At 70.3% G+C, this 15,270-nt stretch carries 17 protein-coding genes; 7 read left to right on the top strand and 10 right to left on the bottom strand.

Annotated features, from left to right (window positions below):
• Nucleotides 1-16 precede the first annotated feature (16 nt).
• Complete coding sequence (locus SSPS47_RS19770; RefSeq protein WP_164252216.1) at nt 17-802, top strand: DUF4253 domain-containing protein; 786 nt, start codon at nt 17-19, stop codon at nt 800-802.
• Nucleotides 803-823: 21 nt separating this feature from the next.
• On the opposite strand, the gene SSPS47_RS19765 is transcribed toward SSPS47_RS19770, so the two are convergent.
• Nucleotides 824-1,219: an ATP-binding protein gene (locus SSPS47_RS19765; RefSeq protein WP_239064986.1), complete on the bottom strand. Its 396-nt coding sequence runs from the start codon at nt 1,217-1,219 to the stop codon at nt 824-826.
• Nucleotides 1,220-1,332: 113 nt separating this feature from the next.
• Between SSPS47_RS19765 and SSPS47_RS19760 the strand changes: the two genes are divergently transcribed.
• From SSPS47_RS19760 to SSPS47_RS19750, 3 genes are all read left to right on the top strand, one after another.
• On the top strand, nt 1,333-2,154 hold the full coding sequence (locus SSPS47_RS19760) for a helix-turn-helix transcriptional regulator (protein WP_164252215.1): 822 nt from the start codon (nt 1,333-1,335) through the stop codon (nt 2,152-2,154).
• Nucleotides 2,154-2,393 carry a DUF397 domain-containing protein gene (locus tag SSPS47_RS19755; protein ID WP_164252214.1) on the top strand — a complete coding sequence of 80 codons (240 nt, stop codon included), beginning with the start codon at nt 2,154-2,156 and terminating at the stop codon, nt 2,391-2,393. Before SSPS47_RS19760 ends, SSPS47_RS19755 begins: the two co-directional genes overlap by 1 nt.
• Before the next feature lie 134 nt (nt 2,394-2,527).
• Nucleotides 2,528-2,800, top strand: a complete 273-nt coding sequence (locus SSPS47_RS19750) for a hypothetical protein (RefSeq protein ID WP_164247429.1) — start codon at nt 2,528-2,530, stop codon at nt 2,798-2,800.
• Between the two features lie 16 nt (nt 2,801-2,816).
• Here the strand turns inward: SSPS47_RS19750 and SSPS47_RS19745 are convergent, their stop codons facing one another.
• From SSPS47_RS19745 to SSPS47_RS19735, 3 genes are all read right to left on the bottom strand, one after another.
• On the bottom strand, nt 2,817-3,482 hold the full coding sequence (locus SSPS47_RS19745) for a DUF4232 domain-containing protein (protein WP_164254736.1): 666 nt from the start codon (nt 3,480-3,482) through the stop codon (nt 2,817-2,819).
• 180 nt (nt 3,483-3,662) lie between these two features.
• On the bottom strand, nt 3,663-4,193 hold the full coding sequence (locus SSPS47_RS19740) for a GNAT family N-acetyltransferase (RefSeq protein WP_164252213.1): 531 nt from the start codon (nt 4,191-4,193) through the stop codon (nt 3,663-3,665).
• 13 nt (nt 4,194-4,206) lie between these two features.
• Complete coding sequence (locus tag SSPS47_RS19735; protein ID WP_164252212.1) at nt 4,207-5,559, bottom strand: helix-turn-helix transcriptional regulator; 1,353 nt, start codon at nt 5,557-5,559, stop codon at nt 4,207-4,209.
• A gap of 318 nt (nt 5,560-5,877) precedes the next feature.
• On the opposite strand from SSPS47_RS19735, the gene SSPS47_RS19730 reads away from it, so the two are divergent.
• Nucleotides 5,878-6,594 carry a DUF4232 domain-containing protein gene (locus SSPS47_RS19730; protein ID WP_164252211.1) on the top strand — a complete coding sequence of 239 codons (717 nt, stop codon included), beginning with the start codon at nt 5,878-5,880 and terminating at the stop codon, nt 6,592-6,594.
• A gap of 24 nt (nt 6,595-6,618) precedes the next feature.
• On the opposite strand, the gene hemB is transcribed toward SSPS47_RS19730, so the two are convergent.
• The 6 genes from hemB to SSPS47_RS19700 all read right to left on the bottom strand — a co-directional run bounded on the left by hemB (nt 6,619) and on the right by SSPS47_RS19700 (nt 13,081).
• Nucleotides 6,619-7,608, bottom strand: coding sequence for a porphobilinogen synthase (gene hemB / locus SSPS47_RS19725; RefSeq protein ID WP_164252210.1), 990 nt, complete (start codon nt 7,606-7,608; stop codon nt 6,619-6,621).
• Nucleotides 7,609-7,726: 118 nt separating this feature from the next.
• Entirely contained in the window at nt 7,727-9,382 is a 1,656-nt protein-coding gene (locus SSPS47_RS19720; RefSeq protein ID WP_147874490.1) for a bifunctional uroporphyrinogen-III C-methyltransferase/uroporphyrinogen-III synthase, read from the bottom strand.
• Nucleotides 9,379-10,347 carry a hydroxymethylbilane synthase gene (gene hemC / locus SSPS47_RS19715; RefSeq protein WP_164252209.1) on the bottom strand — a complete coding sequence of 323 codons (969 nt, stop codon included), beginning with the start codon at nt 10,345-10,347 and terminating at the stop codon, nt 9,379-9,381. The genes SSPS47_RS19720 and hemC overlap by 4 nt, the downstream gene beginning before the upstream one ends.
• Complete coding sequence (locus tag SSPS47_RS19710) at nt 10,344-11,723, bottom strand: glutamyl-tRNA reductase (protein ID WP_164252208.1); 1,380 nt, start codon at nt 11,721-11,723, stop codon at nt 10,344-10,346. Before SSPS47_RS19710 ends, hemC begins: the two co-directional genes overlap by 4 nt.
• Entirely contained in the window at nt 11,720-12,484 is a 765-nt protein-coding gene (locus tag SSPS47_RS19705) for a redox-sensing transcriptional repressor Rex (protein WP_164252207.1), read from the bottom strand. The genes SSPS47_RS19710 and SSPS47_RS19705 overlap by 4 nt, the downstream gene beginning before the upstream one ends.
• 321 nt (nt 12,485-12,805) lie before the next feature.
• On the bottom strand, nt 12,806-13,081 hold the full coding sequence (locus SSPS47_RS19700; protein WP_164252206.1) for a glutaredoxin family protein: 276 nt from the start codon (nt 13,079-13,081) through the stop codon (nt 12,806-12,808).
• 136 nt (nt 13,082-13,217) lie between these two features.
• Here SSPS47_RS19700 and SSPS47_RS19695 point away from each other — a divergent pair, with 136 nt between their 5' ends.
• Entirely contained in the window at nt 13,218-14,162 is a 945-nt protein-coding gene (locus SSPS47_RS19695) for an HAD-IB family hydrolase (RefSeq protein WP_164252205.1), read from the top strand.
• Between the two features lie 288 nt (nt 14,163-14,450).
• Nucleotides 14,451-15,251, top strand: coding sequence for an ECF subfamily RNA polymerase sigma factor, BldN family (locus tag SSPS47_RS19690; RefSeq protein ID WP_147874496.1), 801 nt, complete (start codon nt 14,451-14,453; stop codon nt 15,249-15,251).
• Nucleotides 15,252-15,270 lie beyond the last annotated feature (19 nt).

Here is a 15,270-nt window from a genome sequence, read left to right as displayed (position 1 = left end):
CTTTAGTGTCTCCTGCATGGCGACGCTCCCCAACCCCCTGCCCGCCCTGGCCACCGACCCCTCGGGCCGGTCGGCCGGGCTCCAACTGCCGCCCGGCAAGCTGGTCGACACGACCATCGACGGGACCTGGCACGAACCACTCCTCTGGTACGCGGACGAGCCGGCGGCCCCCCGGGCGTGGGCCGATCTGCTGCCCGCCCGCAGGGCGGGGCTGCATCCGCTGCTCGTCCACGGCGGTCACCGCAAGGAGTGGCCGCAGGAGTGGGATCTGAGCCCTGATGCGGTGTCCTATCCGGGCGACCACGACACGGAGGAGATCCTCGCGGAGTCCTGGGAGCGTCTGTCGGAGGACGAGGCGTGGCCGGGCCTGGCGGCGGCCCCGCAGGAACCGTCCGCCGACCCCGACAAGGAGGCGGCCGAGGTCGCGTCCATCCTCACCGACGACGGGAGTTGGATGCAGGGCGCGCGAGTCGCCCTGGTCCCCGCCCGCCGCAGCGCGGACATACCGGCGGCGATCGGCTGGTCGGGCCCGGTGAACCACGAGGACGACGTGGCACGGCTCTGCGCGGTGCTGCGGTCGTGGGAGGACCGCTTCGGGATACGGGTGGTGGCGCTCACCTTCGACCAGCTGGTGGTCTCGGTGGCCGCCCCGCCGACGACCCAGGAGGAGGCGGAGGCGGTCGCGGCGGAGCACTTCGCGTTCTGCCCGGACAACATCCACCAGGGCCGTCACCCCACCCTGCCCGGGTACGCCACACACCAGGTGCTGAACCAGCCCGCCTGGACGTTCTGGTGGGACTGAGCGACCAGAGACGGAGACCGGTCAGATCACGAACTCGCACCACACGACCTTGCCGGGATCACGCTCCCCCACACCCCACTTGTCGGCGAGCGCCGCGACGAGCATGAGCCCGCGCCCCGACTCCCCGTACGGCTCGCGGACACCCGGCCGCCCGTCACCGCTGTCGTGCACCTCGACACGGAGCACCCCGTCCACGAGCAGCGACAGACTCAGCCGGTAGCCGCGCCCCGGCGGAACTCCGTGCACCAGGGCGTTGGTCGCCAGCTCGCTCACACACAGCAAGACATCGTCGAGCCGGTCGCCGAGCGCCCAGTCGGTCACCGCCTCCCGTGCGAACTGCCTGGCGGCGGGCACGGACCGGCGTTCGCGGCGGTAGAAACGCTCGCGCGGGGCGGGGGGTGGATTCGTCTCATTCACAGGGCGATTGTCACTGCCTGTGATTACGCTGATGCAGTGCGCATGCCCGTACAGAGATTTCGTACGGGCGCTGCGGGCGTGACGTACGTACGGGAACGGGGAGTTGGTCGGACATGCACAGCAGAAAACGACAGCGGAAGAACGCGTCCGCGATGAAGCTCGTCGGCGCGCTGGTCGCCCTCTTCCGTGAGGCGGCGGGCCTGACCCAACGCCAACTCGCGGAGCGCGCCTGCGTACACACGGAGACGATCGCGTCGGTGGAGCAGGGGCGGCGGCTACTCAAGCCTGATCTGGCGATCCTGCTGGATCAAGTGCTTTTGACCAAGGGGGCGTTGGAGACGGCGGTGGAGAACATGCCGGAGATCGACCGGTATCCGACGTGGGCGGCGGCGTTCATCGATCAGGAGCAGGAGGCCATTGCCATCTCCTCTTACGAGAACCAGGTGATGCCTGGACTGCTCCAGACCGAGAACTACGCCCGGACGGTCTTTCGCAACAGGGTTCCCGCTTTCAGCGAGGACGAGATCAACACCCGTGTCGCCGGGCGCATAGAGCGTCAGCACATCCTGCACCGCAAGGTCCCCCCGACATGCAGCTTTCTGATCGGCGAAGCGGTACTCAGAGACCGGCTCGGCTCCCCGGCCGTCTTAGCCGAACAGCTCCACCATCTCCGGGAGAGCGCCGACCTCCCCGGTCTGACGCTCCAGGTCATGCCGCTCGGCCGGACCACTCACGCGGGACTCGACGGACCCTTCGTCCTGCTGGAGACACCCGATCATCAGCATCTCGCCTACGCCGAGACGCAGCGGGGCAGCCTCTTTGTCGAGGACCCGGACGAGGTCAGCATCCTCGCGCGCAAATATGCGATGCTGCGGACGCAGGCCCTCAACCCCGAAGAGACGAAGGGCCTGTTGGACCGGCTGCTAGGAGAGTAATGAGCACCGCACTGGAGTGGTTCAAGTCCAGCTACAGCGGGAGTGAGGGCGGCAACTGCCTCGAAGTCGCCTACCACTGGCACAAGTCCAGCTACAGCGGAAGCGAAGGCGGCGCCTGCGTCGAGGTCGCCGCGCACCCCGCCGCCGTGCATGTCCGGGACTCCAAGGTCGCGGAGGGCCCCGTACTCACCCTTGCTCCCGCCGCCTGGGCGGCCTTCACCGCGGACGTGGTCCGCTGACCGTCGCGCCCACTGCGCCGGTCAAGTGAATACCGCCCCGACACACACCGTCAGCCGTGACTTTTGCGCCCGTTCTGCGCCATAGACAGACCGGACCGTGAGGACTACGACGAGCAGACGGGCTACCACCGGAAATGAAAGCCACACACACCCTGACCGTCCTGGGCGCTGCGGTGCTGGGCGCCGTACTTCCCGCCACCGGCGCCGCCGCGGACGAGACCCACACGAACTCCCACAACGGCGGCTTCACGCTGCTCTCGGTCGGCCAGATCGACGATCCGGCCGAGGATGTCCTGGAACACGCCACGATCTTCGGCGAGACGCACATGATCGAGGGCGCGGAGGCACCGGACGCACCTGAGGCGCCGGAGGCGGCCGAAGCACCCGAGGCGGCCGACACCGCTTAGCTCCCGGTCCGATTCGTCAGACGATGACGGGGATGGTCTCGGACGGGTTCGTGGACCAGTTGGTGACGATCGGCTTGTCGACGGTGGCGGGCTCGGGGAGCTTCAGCTCGGCGGGGTTGGGGTCGTCCTCGGTCGTGCCGATGATGACGTTCTCGAACTCCACGCCACGGTCGGTGTCGGTGGTCTTGGGGTTGATACCGGTGTACGCGACGGCGGAGCCCGTGAGCTTGATCGGCTCCTCGCCACGCTGTCCGACGGGGGAGGCGACGCCGTCGGCGTCGGAACCGAAGGAGACCGTGGGGGTGTTGACCTCCAGGGTGCAGGTGATCCCGGACTTGGCCTTGGCGGTGACGCGGTAGTAGCCGCCGGCCTGGGACTCCGAAGTGACCGTGAAGTCCAGGTCGTTGGCGCCGCAGGACTGCCCGTAGCCGCTCTTCCCGTCGTCGGCGGACTCGCCCTTGTCGCTGGAGCCACTGGAGTCCGAGGAGTCGGCGCCACCGGTCGACGACTTGTCACCGGAGGACTTGTCGCTCCCCTCGGAGGCGGCGGCCGACGGGGCCGCGGAGCTGCCGCTGTCCGCGAGTTCCTCGGGGCCGCAGGCGGTGGTGGTGGCGGCGAGTGCCGTCACGGCCGCGGCGGCCAGGACGAGACGGGCGGAACGGGCGGCGAGACGCGAACGCATCATGATCTCCCGTGGCTGTCGGTTGCGGTGTTCCCTGCTGACACCGACGACGCTAGGACCGGCTCGATCCGCGAACGATCGCGTGAATGTCCGGGTTCCGTCTCAGCGAATGGGTTCCGAAAAGACGGCATTGGATGTGCAACAGCCCCAGCTCACAGCCCATTTCGCCCCCGTCGAAGCCTAGATGCGCACGCCGAACCACTGCTCGGCGCCGTACTCCTCAAACCGCTCCACCTCGATGAATCCGAGCTTCGCCGCGAGCCGCATCGAAGGGGCGTTGGCGGCCTGGGTGCAGAGCACCACCAGCTCGCCGGGAAGCGCGCCGGCGAACCAGTCGAGTGCCGCCGTGCACGCCTCGGCGGCGTACCCGTGTCCCCACGCCTGCGGCAGCAACAGGTAGCCGAGTTCGGCCTCCCCGGCATCCGGACGGACGTGCCCCGGACGCTCCGCATCGCGCCGTTGGAACGTGACCGTGCCGCCCATCGCTCCGTCGAGCTCGATCACGAAGAGGCCGGGGCGACGCCCGGGCACCGCGGGCACCGCGCGTTCGAGTTCGTCACGCGGTCGAGGGCCACCGAGGTAGGTGCGCACCTCCGGCGAGGCGAACAGCTCGATGAACGCGTCACGGTCGCGGGCCTCGGACTCGCGCAGCACGAGCCGCTCGGTCCTGATCGGCGCGGGTGGCCAGGCGACGGGTCCGAGTCCTGTCATGGCGGGAGACTCCCTAGGGATACTGGTCCGGGTCGTTCACGGCCGCCGTCTCCCACTTCGAGTCGCCCCCGAGCGGGTAGTCGAACGACGGCCGACCCTGCGCACCGCTCGTACGGAACGGCTTCCCGTGGTCGTCGATGCGGAGCGTGCCCTCCCGGCCGCCGCTGGACCATTCCAGTTCCAGGTACCAACTGACGTAGCGGGCCGAGGCTTTCGCGGTGATGTGGAAGACCTCCGGATCGGACTCGCTGACCTTGTAGGGGAAGTCCCGCTGCCCGCCCTGCGGTTCGACGCCGGGGCGGCCCGCGTCCAGGTCCACGGTGAACGCCCTGGTCGTCACCCCGCCGCCGCAGCCGACCCCCGTACCGAAGTCGTTCCAGGCGAGGGGCGCGTCGCTCCCCACCACGCGCACGTTCATGTCGTTGAGCACGACGGTCTCGCTCCCGGTGCCCTGAAGGGCCAGTTCGATGAACTGGCTTCCGCTGGAGACCGCGCCGAGCGCGGCGACCCAGCCGGGCGCGTCCGGCTCGTTGGGGGGCGGGGGGACCTCGGACGCGGGGCGGTCGACGAGATAGCGCTGGGTGCACGGGTCCTCGAAGGCGTACGGCCTGGTGTTCACCGTCACGGGCACTCCGCCGGCCTCCTCCTTCCCCTTCCCCTGGTCGCCGCCGCCCGCCTTGTCCTTCGCGGTCTCTCGGGCCGAGGAACTGGCCTTCGGCGAGGGCGACTTGTCGGGGGAAGGTGATCCGGAGGGGGAGACGGACGGCTCGGGCGACTTCGACCCGCCGCCGTCCGAGACCTCGGACGCGGTGGACGAACGGTCGGTCGAGGGATCGTTCAGCGGGCCGAAGACAAGAGCGGGGACGGCGACGGCCACGACGACCGCCGCGGCGGCGAGAGTGACGTACAGACGTTTTCCGCGCCGCGAGGCGGACGTGTCGCCCTCGGGCCGGTCCGGCTCGGGCGTCGCGGCGTCGGCCGACTCGACGGGCGCGACGGGCGCGGCGGCCGGCTCGGTGTCCGGAGCCGTAGCCGTAGTCGGGGCGGAGGCTTCAGGGGTCTCGGGCGCCAGGGCTTCCTCAACAGGGGCCGCCGCAGACCCCGCCGCCCGCGACCGCCGCCGCGCCTCGTCCGCGAGGATCCACCGCCGGTGCAGCTCCACGAACTCCTCGCCCGTCGCGCCGCACAGCCGACCGAACCGCTCCGCCGCCGAGAAGTCGGTCGGCACGGCGTCGCCGTTGCAGTAGCGGTGGAGGGTGGACGTACTGACGTGGAGCTTCGCGGCGAGCACGCCGTAGCTGCGTCCCGAGCGCTCCTTCAACTCACTGAGCAGTTCCGCGAAGGCCCTGGCCTCGGTCGTCGCCACTCGCAGTCTCCCCTCGACATCGGTACGCCACGGTCCGCGGCCGTTCCAGGAACGCGTCCCAGGGAGACATCGTCCCCGCAGGTCACAAGCGTCTCAGCGTTCCGGCTTCCCTCATTGTCCCTTGCTGATTGCGGGCGGTTCCAGCCGCCCCGCAAGGTGATCCCAGCAGCCGCCGGACCGAGGAGGAGCAATCCGAACCCGCCTCCGCGACAGCCTCGTGGACGGCGTCGCCGTCTGCGTAGTGATCGCCTGCACGAGCGTTCTGATCGTGCTCATCAACCAGCACTGACCGCACCAAGAAACGGGAGACAGAAACTCATGCGCAACCGTCGAATCCGCTCCGCCGCCACCACAGCCACCACCGCTCTGCTGGCCGCGCTCGCCCTCACCGCCTGCCAGCCGTCGGACGTGGTCAACGCCGACCCGAAGCCCGACTCCACGGCCACGTCCGCGGCCACGGACGAGCCGGACTCCCAGGCGACCGACAAGCAGCAGCCGCCCGCCGACGAGAACGCGGACAGCGGCAGCGGCAGCGACAGCGACAGCGACAGCAACAAGAGCAGCGGCAGCGGCAAGAACGACAGCGCCGACAAGGGCTCCGACGCCAAGAGCGCCGCCCGCACCACCTGCACCGGGTCCAACACCAAGGTCACCGTCACCGACGTCGCCCGGCCCCTCAACCACCTGCTGGTGACCGCGACCAACACCGGCGAGGGGAACTGCGACGCCTACTACGCGCCTCTCCTCGGCTTCGACGACGCCCAGTCCGTCACGCAGATCAACGAGGACAGCAAGCCGCAGGCGGTCGTCACCCTGGCGCCCGGCGAGTCGGCCTACGCCTCGATCGCGCTGGGCGGCGTCGACGGCGCCCCGACCACCGCGGCGTACAAGCTCAGCGTCCACTTCGCGGGCCGCGACAACCAGGGGTCGGTGGGCTCGGCCGCGAACCTCACGCTCCCGAAGGGAACGGCGACCACCGCGGACACGTCGGTCTCCTACTGGCAGTCGACGATGGCCGACGCCCTGCTCTGGTAGCCGCTCCGGTCACGCGCGGGCGCCTCAGAGCGCCCGCGCGACCTCCGTGGCCCAGTACGTGAGGATCATCCCCGCGCCGGCCCGCTTGATCCCGGTCAGGCTCTCCAGGATCGCCTTGTCCCGGTCGATCCAGCCCTTCTCGGCCGCCGCCTCGATCATCGCGTACTCGCCACTGATCTGGTACGCGGCGACGGGCACGTCCACCTCCGCCGCGACCTTCGCCAGCACATCCAGATACGGGCCGGCGGGCTTCACCATCACCATGTCGGCGCCCTCTTCGAGATCCAGCGCCAACTCGCGCAGGGACTCACGGGAGTTGGCCGGGTCCTGCTGGTACGTCTTGCGGTCGCCCTTCAGCGACGAGCCGACCGCCTCCCGGAACGGGCCGTAGAACGCGGAGGAGTACTTCACCGCGTACGCCAGGACGGCCACGTCCTCCTTGCCGATCGTGTCCAACGCGTCGCGGACCACGCCGACCTGACCGTCCATCATCCCGCTGGTGCCCACCACATGGACGCCCGCGTCGGCCTGCACCTGGGCCATCTCCGCGTACCGCTCCAGCGTCGCGTCGTTGTCGACGCGCCCGGCGGTGTCGAGCACCCCGCAGTGGCCGTGGTCGGTGTACTCGTCCAGACACAGGTCCGACATGATCACCAGGTCGTCGCCGACCTCGTCGCGCACCGCCCGGACCGCCACCTGGAGGATTCCCTCCGGGTCGGTCCCGGCCGTCCCGAGCGCGTCCTTCTTCTCGTCCTCCGGCACACCGAAGATCATGATCCCGGAGACACCCGCCGCGACCGCCTCGACGGCCGCCTTGCGCAGCGTGTCGAGGCTGTGCTGGACAACCCCGGGCATGGCCGAGACGGCCACCGGCTCGGTGACGGCCTCCCGCACGAACGCGGGCAGGATCAGATCGGCCGGGTGCAGCCGCGTCTCGGCGACCATGCGCCGCATCGCGGGGCTGGTCCGCAGCCGGCGGGGCCGGGCACCGGGGAAGGAACCGTACACATTCATGGTGAGTCGCCTCGTGGTCCGAAGGATCAGCAGGATCCGAAAGAGCTGTCGCTGACGTACCCGTCCACGCTACGCCGCGTCCCACGCGCGCGCGGACGGCTCCCCTCGCACCGGTGTACTACGTCGTACGCCGCCGCCTCGACCCCGGCCGCCGCTCGCTCGGCCGGGTGACCGTCTCTCCGGCCTCCCGCGCCGCCGCCCGGCGCTCCGCGCCGAACGCCGCCAGCGCCTCGGCCAGCTTGTGCACCGAGGGCTCCGGTGACAGCACGTCCACCCGCAGCCCGTGCTCCTCCGCCGTCTTGGCGGTCGCGGGGCCGATGCACGCGATGACGGTCACGTTGTGCGGCTTGCCCGCGATCCCGACCAGATTCCGCACGGTGGACGACGAGGTGAACATCACCGCGTCGAAGCCGCCGCCCTTGATGGCCTCCCGCGTCTCGGCGGGCGGCGGCGAAGCGCGCACGGTCCGGTAGGCCGTGACGTCGTCGACCTCCCACCCGAGCTCGATCAGCCCGGCGACCAGCGTCTCCGTGGCGATGTCGGCACGCGGCAGGAACACCCGGTCGATCGGGTCGAAGACCGGGTCGTACGGCGGCCAGTCGTCCAGCAGCCCGGCCGCGGACTGCTCACCGCTGGGCACCAGGTCCGGCTTGACGCCGAAGTCGACCAGCGCCGCGGCGGTCTGCTCGCCGACCGCGGCGACCTTGATTCCCGCGAAGGCACGGGCGTCGAGCCCGTACTCCTCGAACTTCTCCCTGACGGCCTTCACCGCGTTCACCGATGTGAAGGCGATCCACTCGTAGCGCCCGGTGACCAGCCCCTTGACCGCGCGCTCCATCTGCTGGGGCGTACGCGGCGGTTCGACCGCGATGGTCGGGACCTCGTGCGGCACGGCGCCGTATGACCGAAGCTGGTCGGAGAGCGAGGCGGCCTGCTCCTTCGTACGCGGCACGAGCACCTTCCAGCCGAACAGCTGCTTCGACTCGAACCACGCGAGCTGGTCGCGCTGCGCGGGCGCGCTGCGCTCCCCGACCACGGCTATGACCGGCTGGTGCCCGGACGCCGACGGCAGGACCTTCGCCTGCTTCAGCGTCAGCGCGATCGTGCCGAGCGTCGCGGACCAGGTGCGCTGGCGCGTGGTCGTACCGGCGACGGTGACCGTCATCGGCGTGTCGGGCTTGCGGCCCGCGGCGACGAACTCACCGGCGGTCGCGGCGACCGTGTCGAGCGTCGCCGAGACGACGACCGTGCCGTCGCTCGCGCCGAGTTCGGTCCAGCAGCGCTCGCCGGCCGTACGGCTGTCGACGAAGCGGACGTCCGTGCCGTGCGCGTCCCGCAGCGGCACACCCGCGTAGGCGGGCACCCCGACGGCGGCGGCGATACCCGGCACGACCTCGAAGGGAATGCCCGCGGCGGCGCACGCCAGCATCTCGGCGCCGGTGTCGCCGTCGAGACCGGGGTCCCCGGTCACCGCACGGACGACCCGCTTGCCGCCGCGCGCGGCCTCCATGACAAGATTGACGGCATCCCTGATCGCTGGGATACCGGCGGCTGTTGACGCATCGTCAACAATCGTGATCTCAGGCGTGCTCACACCCGGACGGGCATGGCCGCGTACGACTTCGAGCACATCCGGCTCGGCGATCAGTACCTCCGCCCCCGCGAGCGCCTCGACGGCGCGGAGTGTCAGCAGACCCGGATCCCCGGGTCCGGCACCGAGGAAGGTGACGTGCCCTGATGCGTGGACTGCCGGATGGTCGGCGATGGGGCTCAAAGTGCTCGCTCCCCCATAAGACCGGCCGCACCCTTGGCGAGCATCTCGGACGCGAGTTCGCGACCGAGCGCGACGGCGTCGCCGTGCGACGTGGGTACGGGACCGGTGATGGACAACTGCACGAGTGTCGAGCCGTCGGTCGTGCCGACGACGCCACGCAGGCGCAGTTCGTTGACAAATCGCGTGTCCTGTCCGTCGCCCAGCAGGTCGGCCAGCGCACCCACAGGTGCGCTGCAGCCGGCCTCCAGGGCGGCGAGCAGGGAACGTTCCGCGGTGACGGCGATCCGCGTGTGCGGATCGTCGAGGCCGGTGAGTGCGGCGGCGAGTTCCGGGTCGGAAGCCGCGCATTCGACGGCGAGCGCCCCCTGACCGGGGGCCGGCAGGACGGAGTCGACCGACAGGAAGTCGGTCACCTCGCCGGTCCTGCCAAGTCGGTTGAGACCCGCGGCGGCCAGCACGACCCCGTCCAGCTCACCGCCGTGTACGTAGCCGATGCGGGTGTCGATGTTCCCGCGTATCGGCACGGTCTCTATGAGGAGGCCGTGGCTGCGGGCGTACGCGTTGAGCTGCGCGGTACGCCGCGGGGAGCCCGTACCGATCCTGGCGCCGTGCGGCAGCCGGTCGAGGGTGAGCCCGTCGCGTGCGATCAGCACGTCCCGCGGGTCCTCACGGCGCGGTACGGCGGCCAGCGTCAGGTTCTCGGGCTGCGCCGTGGGCAGGTCCTTGAGCGAGTGGACGGCGAAGTCGACCTCGCCGCGCAGCAGCGCGTCGCGCAGCGCGGTGACGAAGACGCCGGTGCCGCCGATCCGGGACAGCTGCTCGCGGGAGGTGTCGCCGTACGTCGTGATCTCGACGAGCTCCACGCGCCGTCCGGTCAGCTCCCTGACGGCGTCGGCCACTTGCCCGGACTGGGCCATGGCGAGCCTGCTGCGCCTGGTCCCGAGTCTCAGTGTCTTGTCGGTCATACCCGCCCTCGGTTCTTGAGGTCGACCGCGTTCCGGTCGGCGGCCTCGCTCCGGTCGGCCCGGCTGACGGCGGCGACCGTCTGCGGGTCGAGGTCGAACAGTTCGCGCAGCGCGTCCGCGTAACCCGCGCCGCCCGGCTCACCGGCGAGCTGCTTCACCCGCACGGTCGGGGCGTGCAGAAGCTTGTCCACGACGCGGCGCACGGTCTGGGTGATCTCGGCGCGCTGGCGCTCGTCGAGGCCGGGGAGCCGGCCTTCGAGACGCGTGATCTCGTTGGTGACGACGTCGGCGGCCATGGCGCGCAGGGCGACCACGGTCGGGGTGATGTGGGCGGCGCGCTGGGCGGCGCCGAAGGCCGCGACCTCGTCGGCGACGATCCGCTTGACCTCGTCGACGTCGGCGGCCATCGGGGCGTCGGCGGAGGCGTCGGCCAGGGACTCGATGTCGATCAGCCGGGCGCCGCCGAGGCGGTGGACGGCGGCGTCGATGTCGCGGGGCATGGCGAGGTCGAGGAGCGCGATCTCCCGGTCACCGGGGACGGGGCCCATGGCGGCCCCGACGGCGTCGGCCGTCAGGACGAGACCGGTGGCGCCGGTACAGGAGACGACGATGTCGGCACGTGTCAACTCTGCGTCGACAGCGCCCATGGCGACGGCGCGGGCCTTGACTCCCGTACCGCCGGGCTCGCCCAGGATCGCCACCAGGCGCTCCGCGCGGGACGCCGTGCGGTTGGCGACGACGATCTCGGCGACCCCGGCACGGGCGAGCGTCGCGGCGGCGAGCGAGGACATCGACCCGGCGCCGATCACCAGCGCGCGCCGGCCCCCGGCCCAGGTGCCGACATCCGCGCCGGCGGCGAGCTGTTCGAGTCCGAAGGTGACGAGCGACTGCCCGGCCCGGTCGATCCCGGTCTCGCTGTGGGCGCGCTTGCCGACGCGCAGCGCCTGCTGGAAAAGGTCGTTGAGGAGCCGGCCCGCGGTGTGCAACTCCTGGCCGCTGGCGAGCGCGTCCTTGATCTGGCCGAGGATCTGGCCCTCGCCGACGACCATCGAGTCCAGTCCGCAGGCCACCGTGAAGAGATGGTGGACGGCGCGGTCCTCGTAGTGCACATAGAGATAAGGAGTCAGCTCGTCCAGGCCGACGCCGCTGTGCCGGGCGAGAAGGGTGGACAACTCGGCGACGCCCGCGTGGAACTTGTCCACGTCCGCGTACAGCTCGACCCGGTTGCACGTCGTGAGGACGGCCGCCTCGGTCGCCGGTTCGGCGGCGAGCACGTCCTGAAGGAGCTTGATCCGGCCGTCCGGTGACAGCGACGCCCGGTCCAGCACGCTCACGGGCGCGCTGCGGTGGCTCAGACCGATGACCAGAAGACTCATGCCGGCATCACGGCGGGGACGTCCCCGTCGGGTCCCTTCCGGCCGGCGCCGGTCGAGCGGATCGGCGGCGGCGTGCCCGCCTCGGCGGCGGCGGCTTCCTCACCGGCCTTGCGCTGCTCGTGGAAGGCGAGGATCTGGAGCTCGATCGAGAGGTCGACCTTCCGTACGTCCACACCGTCGGGCACGGTCAGCACGGTCGGCGCGAAGTTGAGGATCGAGGTGACTCCGGCGGCGACCAGCCGCTCGCAGACCTGCTGGGCACCGCCCGCAGGGGTCGCGATGACCCCGATGGAGACGCCGTTGTCGCTGATGATCCGCTCCAGCTCGTCCGTGTGCTGGACGGGCATCCCGGCGACGGGCTTGCCGGCCATCTCGCGATCGGCGTCGATCAGCGCGGCGACGCGGAAGCCGCGGGAGGCGAATCCGCCGTAGTTGGCGAGGGCGGCGCCGAGGTTGCCGATACCGACGATGACGACCGGCCAGTCCTGCGTGAGGCCGAGTTCGCGGGAGATCTGGTAGACGAGGTACTCCACGTCGTACCCGACACCGCGCGTTCCGTACGAGCCGAGGTACGAGAAGTCCTTGCGCAGCTTCGCGGAGTTGACCCCGGCGGCCACGGCGAGTTCCTCGGACGACACAGTGGGTACGGAGCGCTCGGAGAGTGCGGTGAGCGCCCGCAGATACAGCGGAAGCCGGGCGACCGTGGCCTCGGGGATTCCTCGGCTACGGGTCGCCGGTCGGTGAGTTCGGCCAGTTGCCACGGTGCTCCTGCGGGATGAGCGGGGCTGCAGGCGGCCGTTTGTCCCAGGACCGCCCCGTCGTGTGCAGGGTATGCCTTTGTGAACGCGTGCACAAAGATTGTGTCCGCTTTGTCCGTACGAAGTGACCGGGGTCACGCGACCCGAACGAGGGATCTTGGACCCCTCGGCCGCACCGGCCCGTTGAACCCATGATGGGGGCAAAACCGTACAACTCCTCATGACCACGCCCCCGAGACCGCTTCGCCACGCCCACCGGAGCCGGTCGTCCCGGTTCTTCGGAAAAAGCTCGGCAAAGCGCCCACGATCGTAACCGTCTTTCTGTCAGGTCCCCAGTTCCCTGCGGAGCCGACCGGCGTCAACGCGCCAGAAGGTGTGCTGTTCACCGTCCACGAGCACGACCGGAATCTGCTCCCAGTAGGCGCGGTGCAACTCTTCGTCGACCGTGATGTCCTTCTCCTCCCAGGACGCCCCGGTCTCGGCACAGACGGCGGCCACGACGGCGCGCGCGTCGTCGCAGAGATGACAGCCGGGTTTGGAGACGAGCGTCACCACACGCTCGGCGGGCTTCTTCTTCGTACGGCGCAGGAGAGGGCTCATGAGATCCATTCTCCGCCGTCCGGAAGCCGCCCCGGAGACGTCCGCACGTTCTCCGTGCCCCGCCTTCCCGGAGAGTTCACACCGACGGCACTCCGGCGCGTCCGGAAGTGCCGAACAGACTGACTATGCTCACGCTATGGCCGCACTGGGATGGCTCACCCCCCGTAAGCGCTCCGCGACAGCACGGAGCGTGCTCGCGGGTGAGGCCGCAGCAGAGGCAGGACTCAAGTCGTCGCAGGAGATCGACGACATCGGCGCGGCACCGGCAGGCACCGCCGAGCCGCTCGTGCCCGACTTCCCGGTCATCGGGGACGCGCGCGCCGCCGCGTTCTTCGACCTGGACAACACCGTCATGCAGGGCGCCGCGATCTTCCACTTCGGACGCGGGCTGTACAAGCGGAAGTTCTTCCAGCGCCGCGAACTGGCCAGGTTCGCCTGGCAGCAGGCCTGGTTCCGGCTCGCCGGCGTCGAGGACCCGCAGCACATGCAGGACGCGCGGGACAGCGCGCTGTCGATCGTCAAGGGCCACCGGGTCTCCGAGCTGATGTCCATCGGCGAGGAGATCTACGACGAGTACATGGCCGACCGCATCTGGCCGGGCACCCGCACCCTCGCCCAGGCGCACCTCGACGCCGGGCAGCAGGTCTGGCTGGTGACCGCCGCGCCCGTCGAGACGGCCACGATCATCGCCCGGCGGCTGGGACTGACCGGCGCGCTCGGCACGGTCGCCGAGTCGATCGACGGCGTCTACACCGGCAAGCTCGTCGGCGAGCCCCTGCACGGCCCGGCGAAGGCCGAGGCGGTACGGGCGCTGGCCACGGCCGAGGACTTCGACCTGGCCCGCTGCGCGGCGTACAGCGACTCGCACAACGACATCCCGATGCTGTCGCTGGTCGGACATCCGTACGCGATCAACCCGGACAGCAAGCTCCGCAGGCACGCCAAGGACCGTGAGTGGCGGCTGCGCGACTACCGGACGGGCCGCAAGGCGGCCAAGGTCGGCATCCCGGCCGCCGCCGGGGTCGGCGCGCTGGCGGGCGGCACGGCCGCCGCGGTGGCACTGCACCGCCGCCGCCGCTGAGCCCCCGGGTCCCTCCGGACACGCGCCCGCGATCGGCGAATCGACCGCCACCGATCACGTCAGCTGACACATCGTTACGTCAAGCGATCAATAACCGCTCACAATGTGCTGCTTGATTCGCCGTATAGGCGTAACAGAAGCGACGTAATCGATGATTTGAGCAACTGGGTGTAGCGCTGCCTGTACGAAGCGTTATTCTCCTCAGACGCATACCGGACCCCACACGTCGCCACGACGGATGAACGGTCCAGCACTGAACGTGATGGAAGCTCTGCCTCTGGGAGTCCCGTGTACCCACACGTCGGGGTTGACACCTCGGGCCTGGCTACGCTGCGCGCATCGGTCCTCGACCGCTTGCGCGGCTTCGTCCCCACCGCGTACGCCGTCCCCGCCCACGCCGCCACGGCCCCTGCCATGAGCGGCCCTATTGGTCCTTGCTATGCCCTGGCGAACGGCGGTGCGGCGGTCGGCAGACGGGGAAGCCGACACAGCAGCACCACCGCCGCCTCCACCCCCGTCCGCCGACCCACGGCGGACAGCGACAGCGCCCGCATGATGGAGCTCGTCGAGCGCGCCCAGGCCGGCGAGGCCGAAGCGTTCGGCAGGCTGTACGACCAGTACAGCGACACCGTCTACCGCTACATCTACTACCGCGTGGGCGGCAAGGCGACGGCGGAGGACCTCACCAGTGAGACCTTCCTGCGCGCCCTGCGGCGTATCTCCACGTTCACCTGGCAGGGCCGCGACTTCGGTGCCTGGCTGGTCACGATCGCGCGGAACCTGGTCGCCGACCACTTCAAGTCGAGCCGTTTCCGGCTGGAAGTGACCACCGGCGAAATGCTCGACGCCAACGAGGTGGAGCGCAGCCCGGAGGACTCCGTCCTAGAGTCCCTCTCGAACGCCGCACTGCTCGAAGCCGTACGGAAACTCAACCCCCAGCAGCAGGAGTGCGTGACCCTGCGATTCCTGCAAGGGCTCTCGGTCGCCGAGACCGCCCGAGTGATGGGCAAGAACGAAGGAGCGATCAAGACCTTGCAGTACCGGGCCGTGCGCACGCTGGCGCGGCTGCTCCCGGAGGACGCCCGCTGACGGCCGGCCGGCGCACCGT

Source organism: Streptomyces sp. S4.7 (assembly GCF_010384365.1).
Classification (GTDB): domain Bacteria; phylum Actinomycetota; class Actinomycetes; order Streptomycetales; family Streptomycetaceae; genus Streptomyces.
Note: the sequence above shows the minus strand (reverse complement) of the source record. Positions and strands in the feature narration are given on the sequence as shown.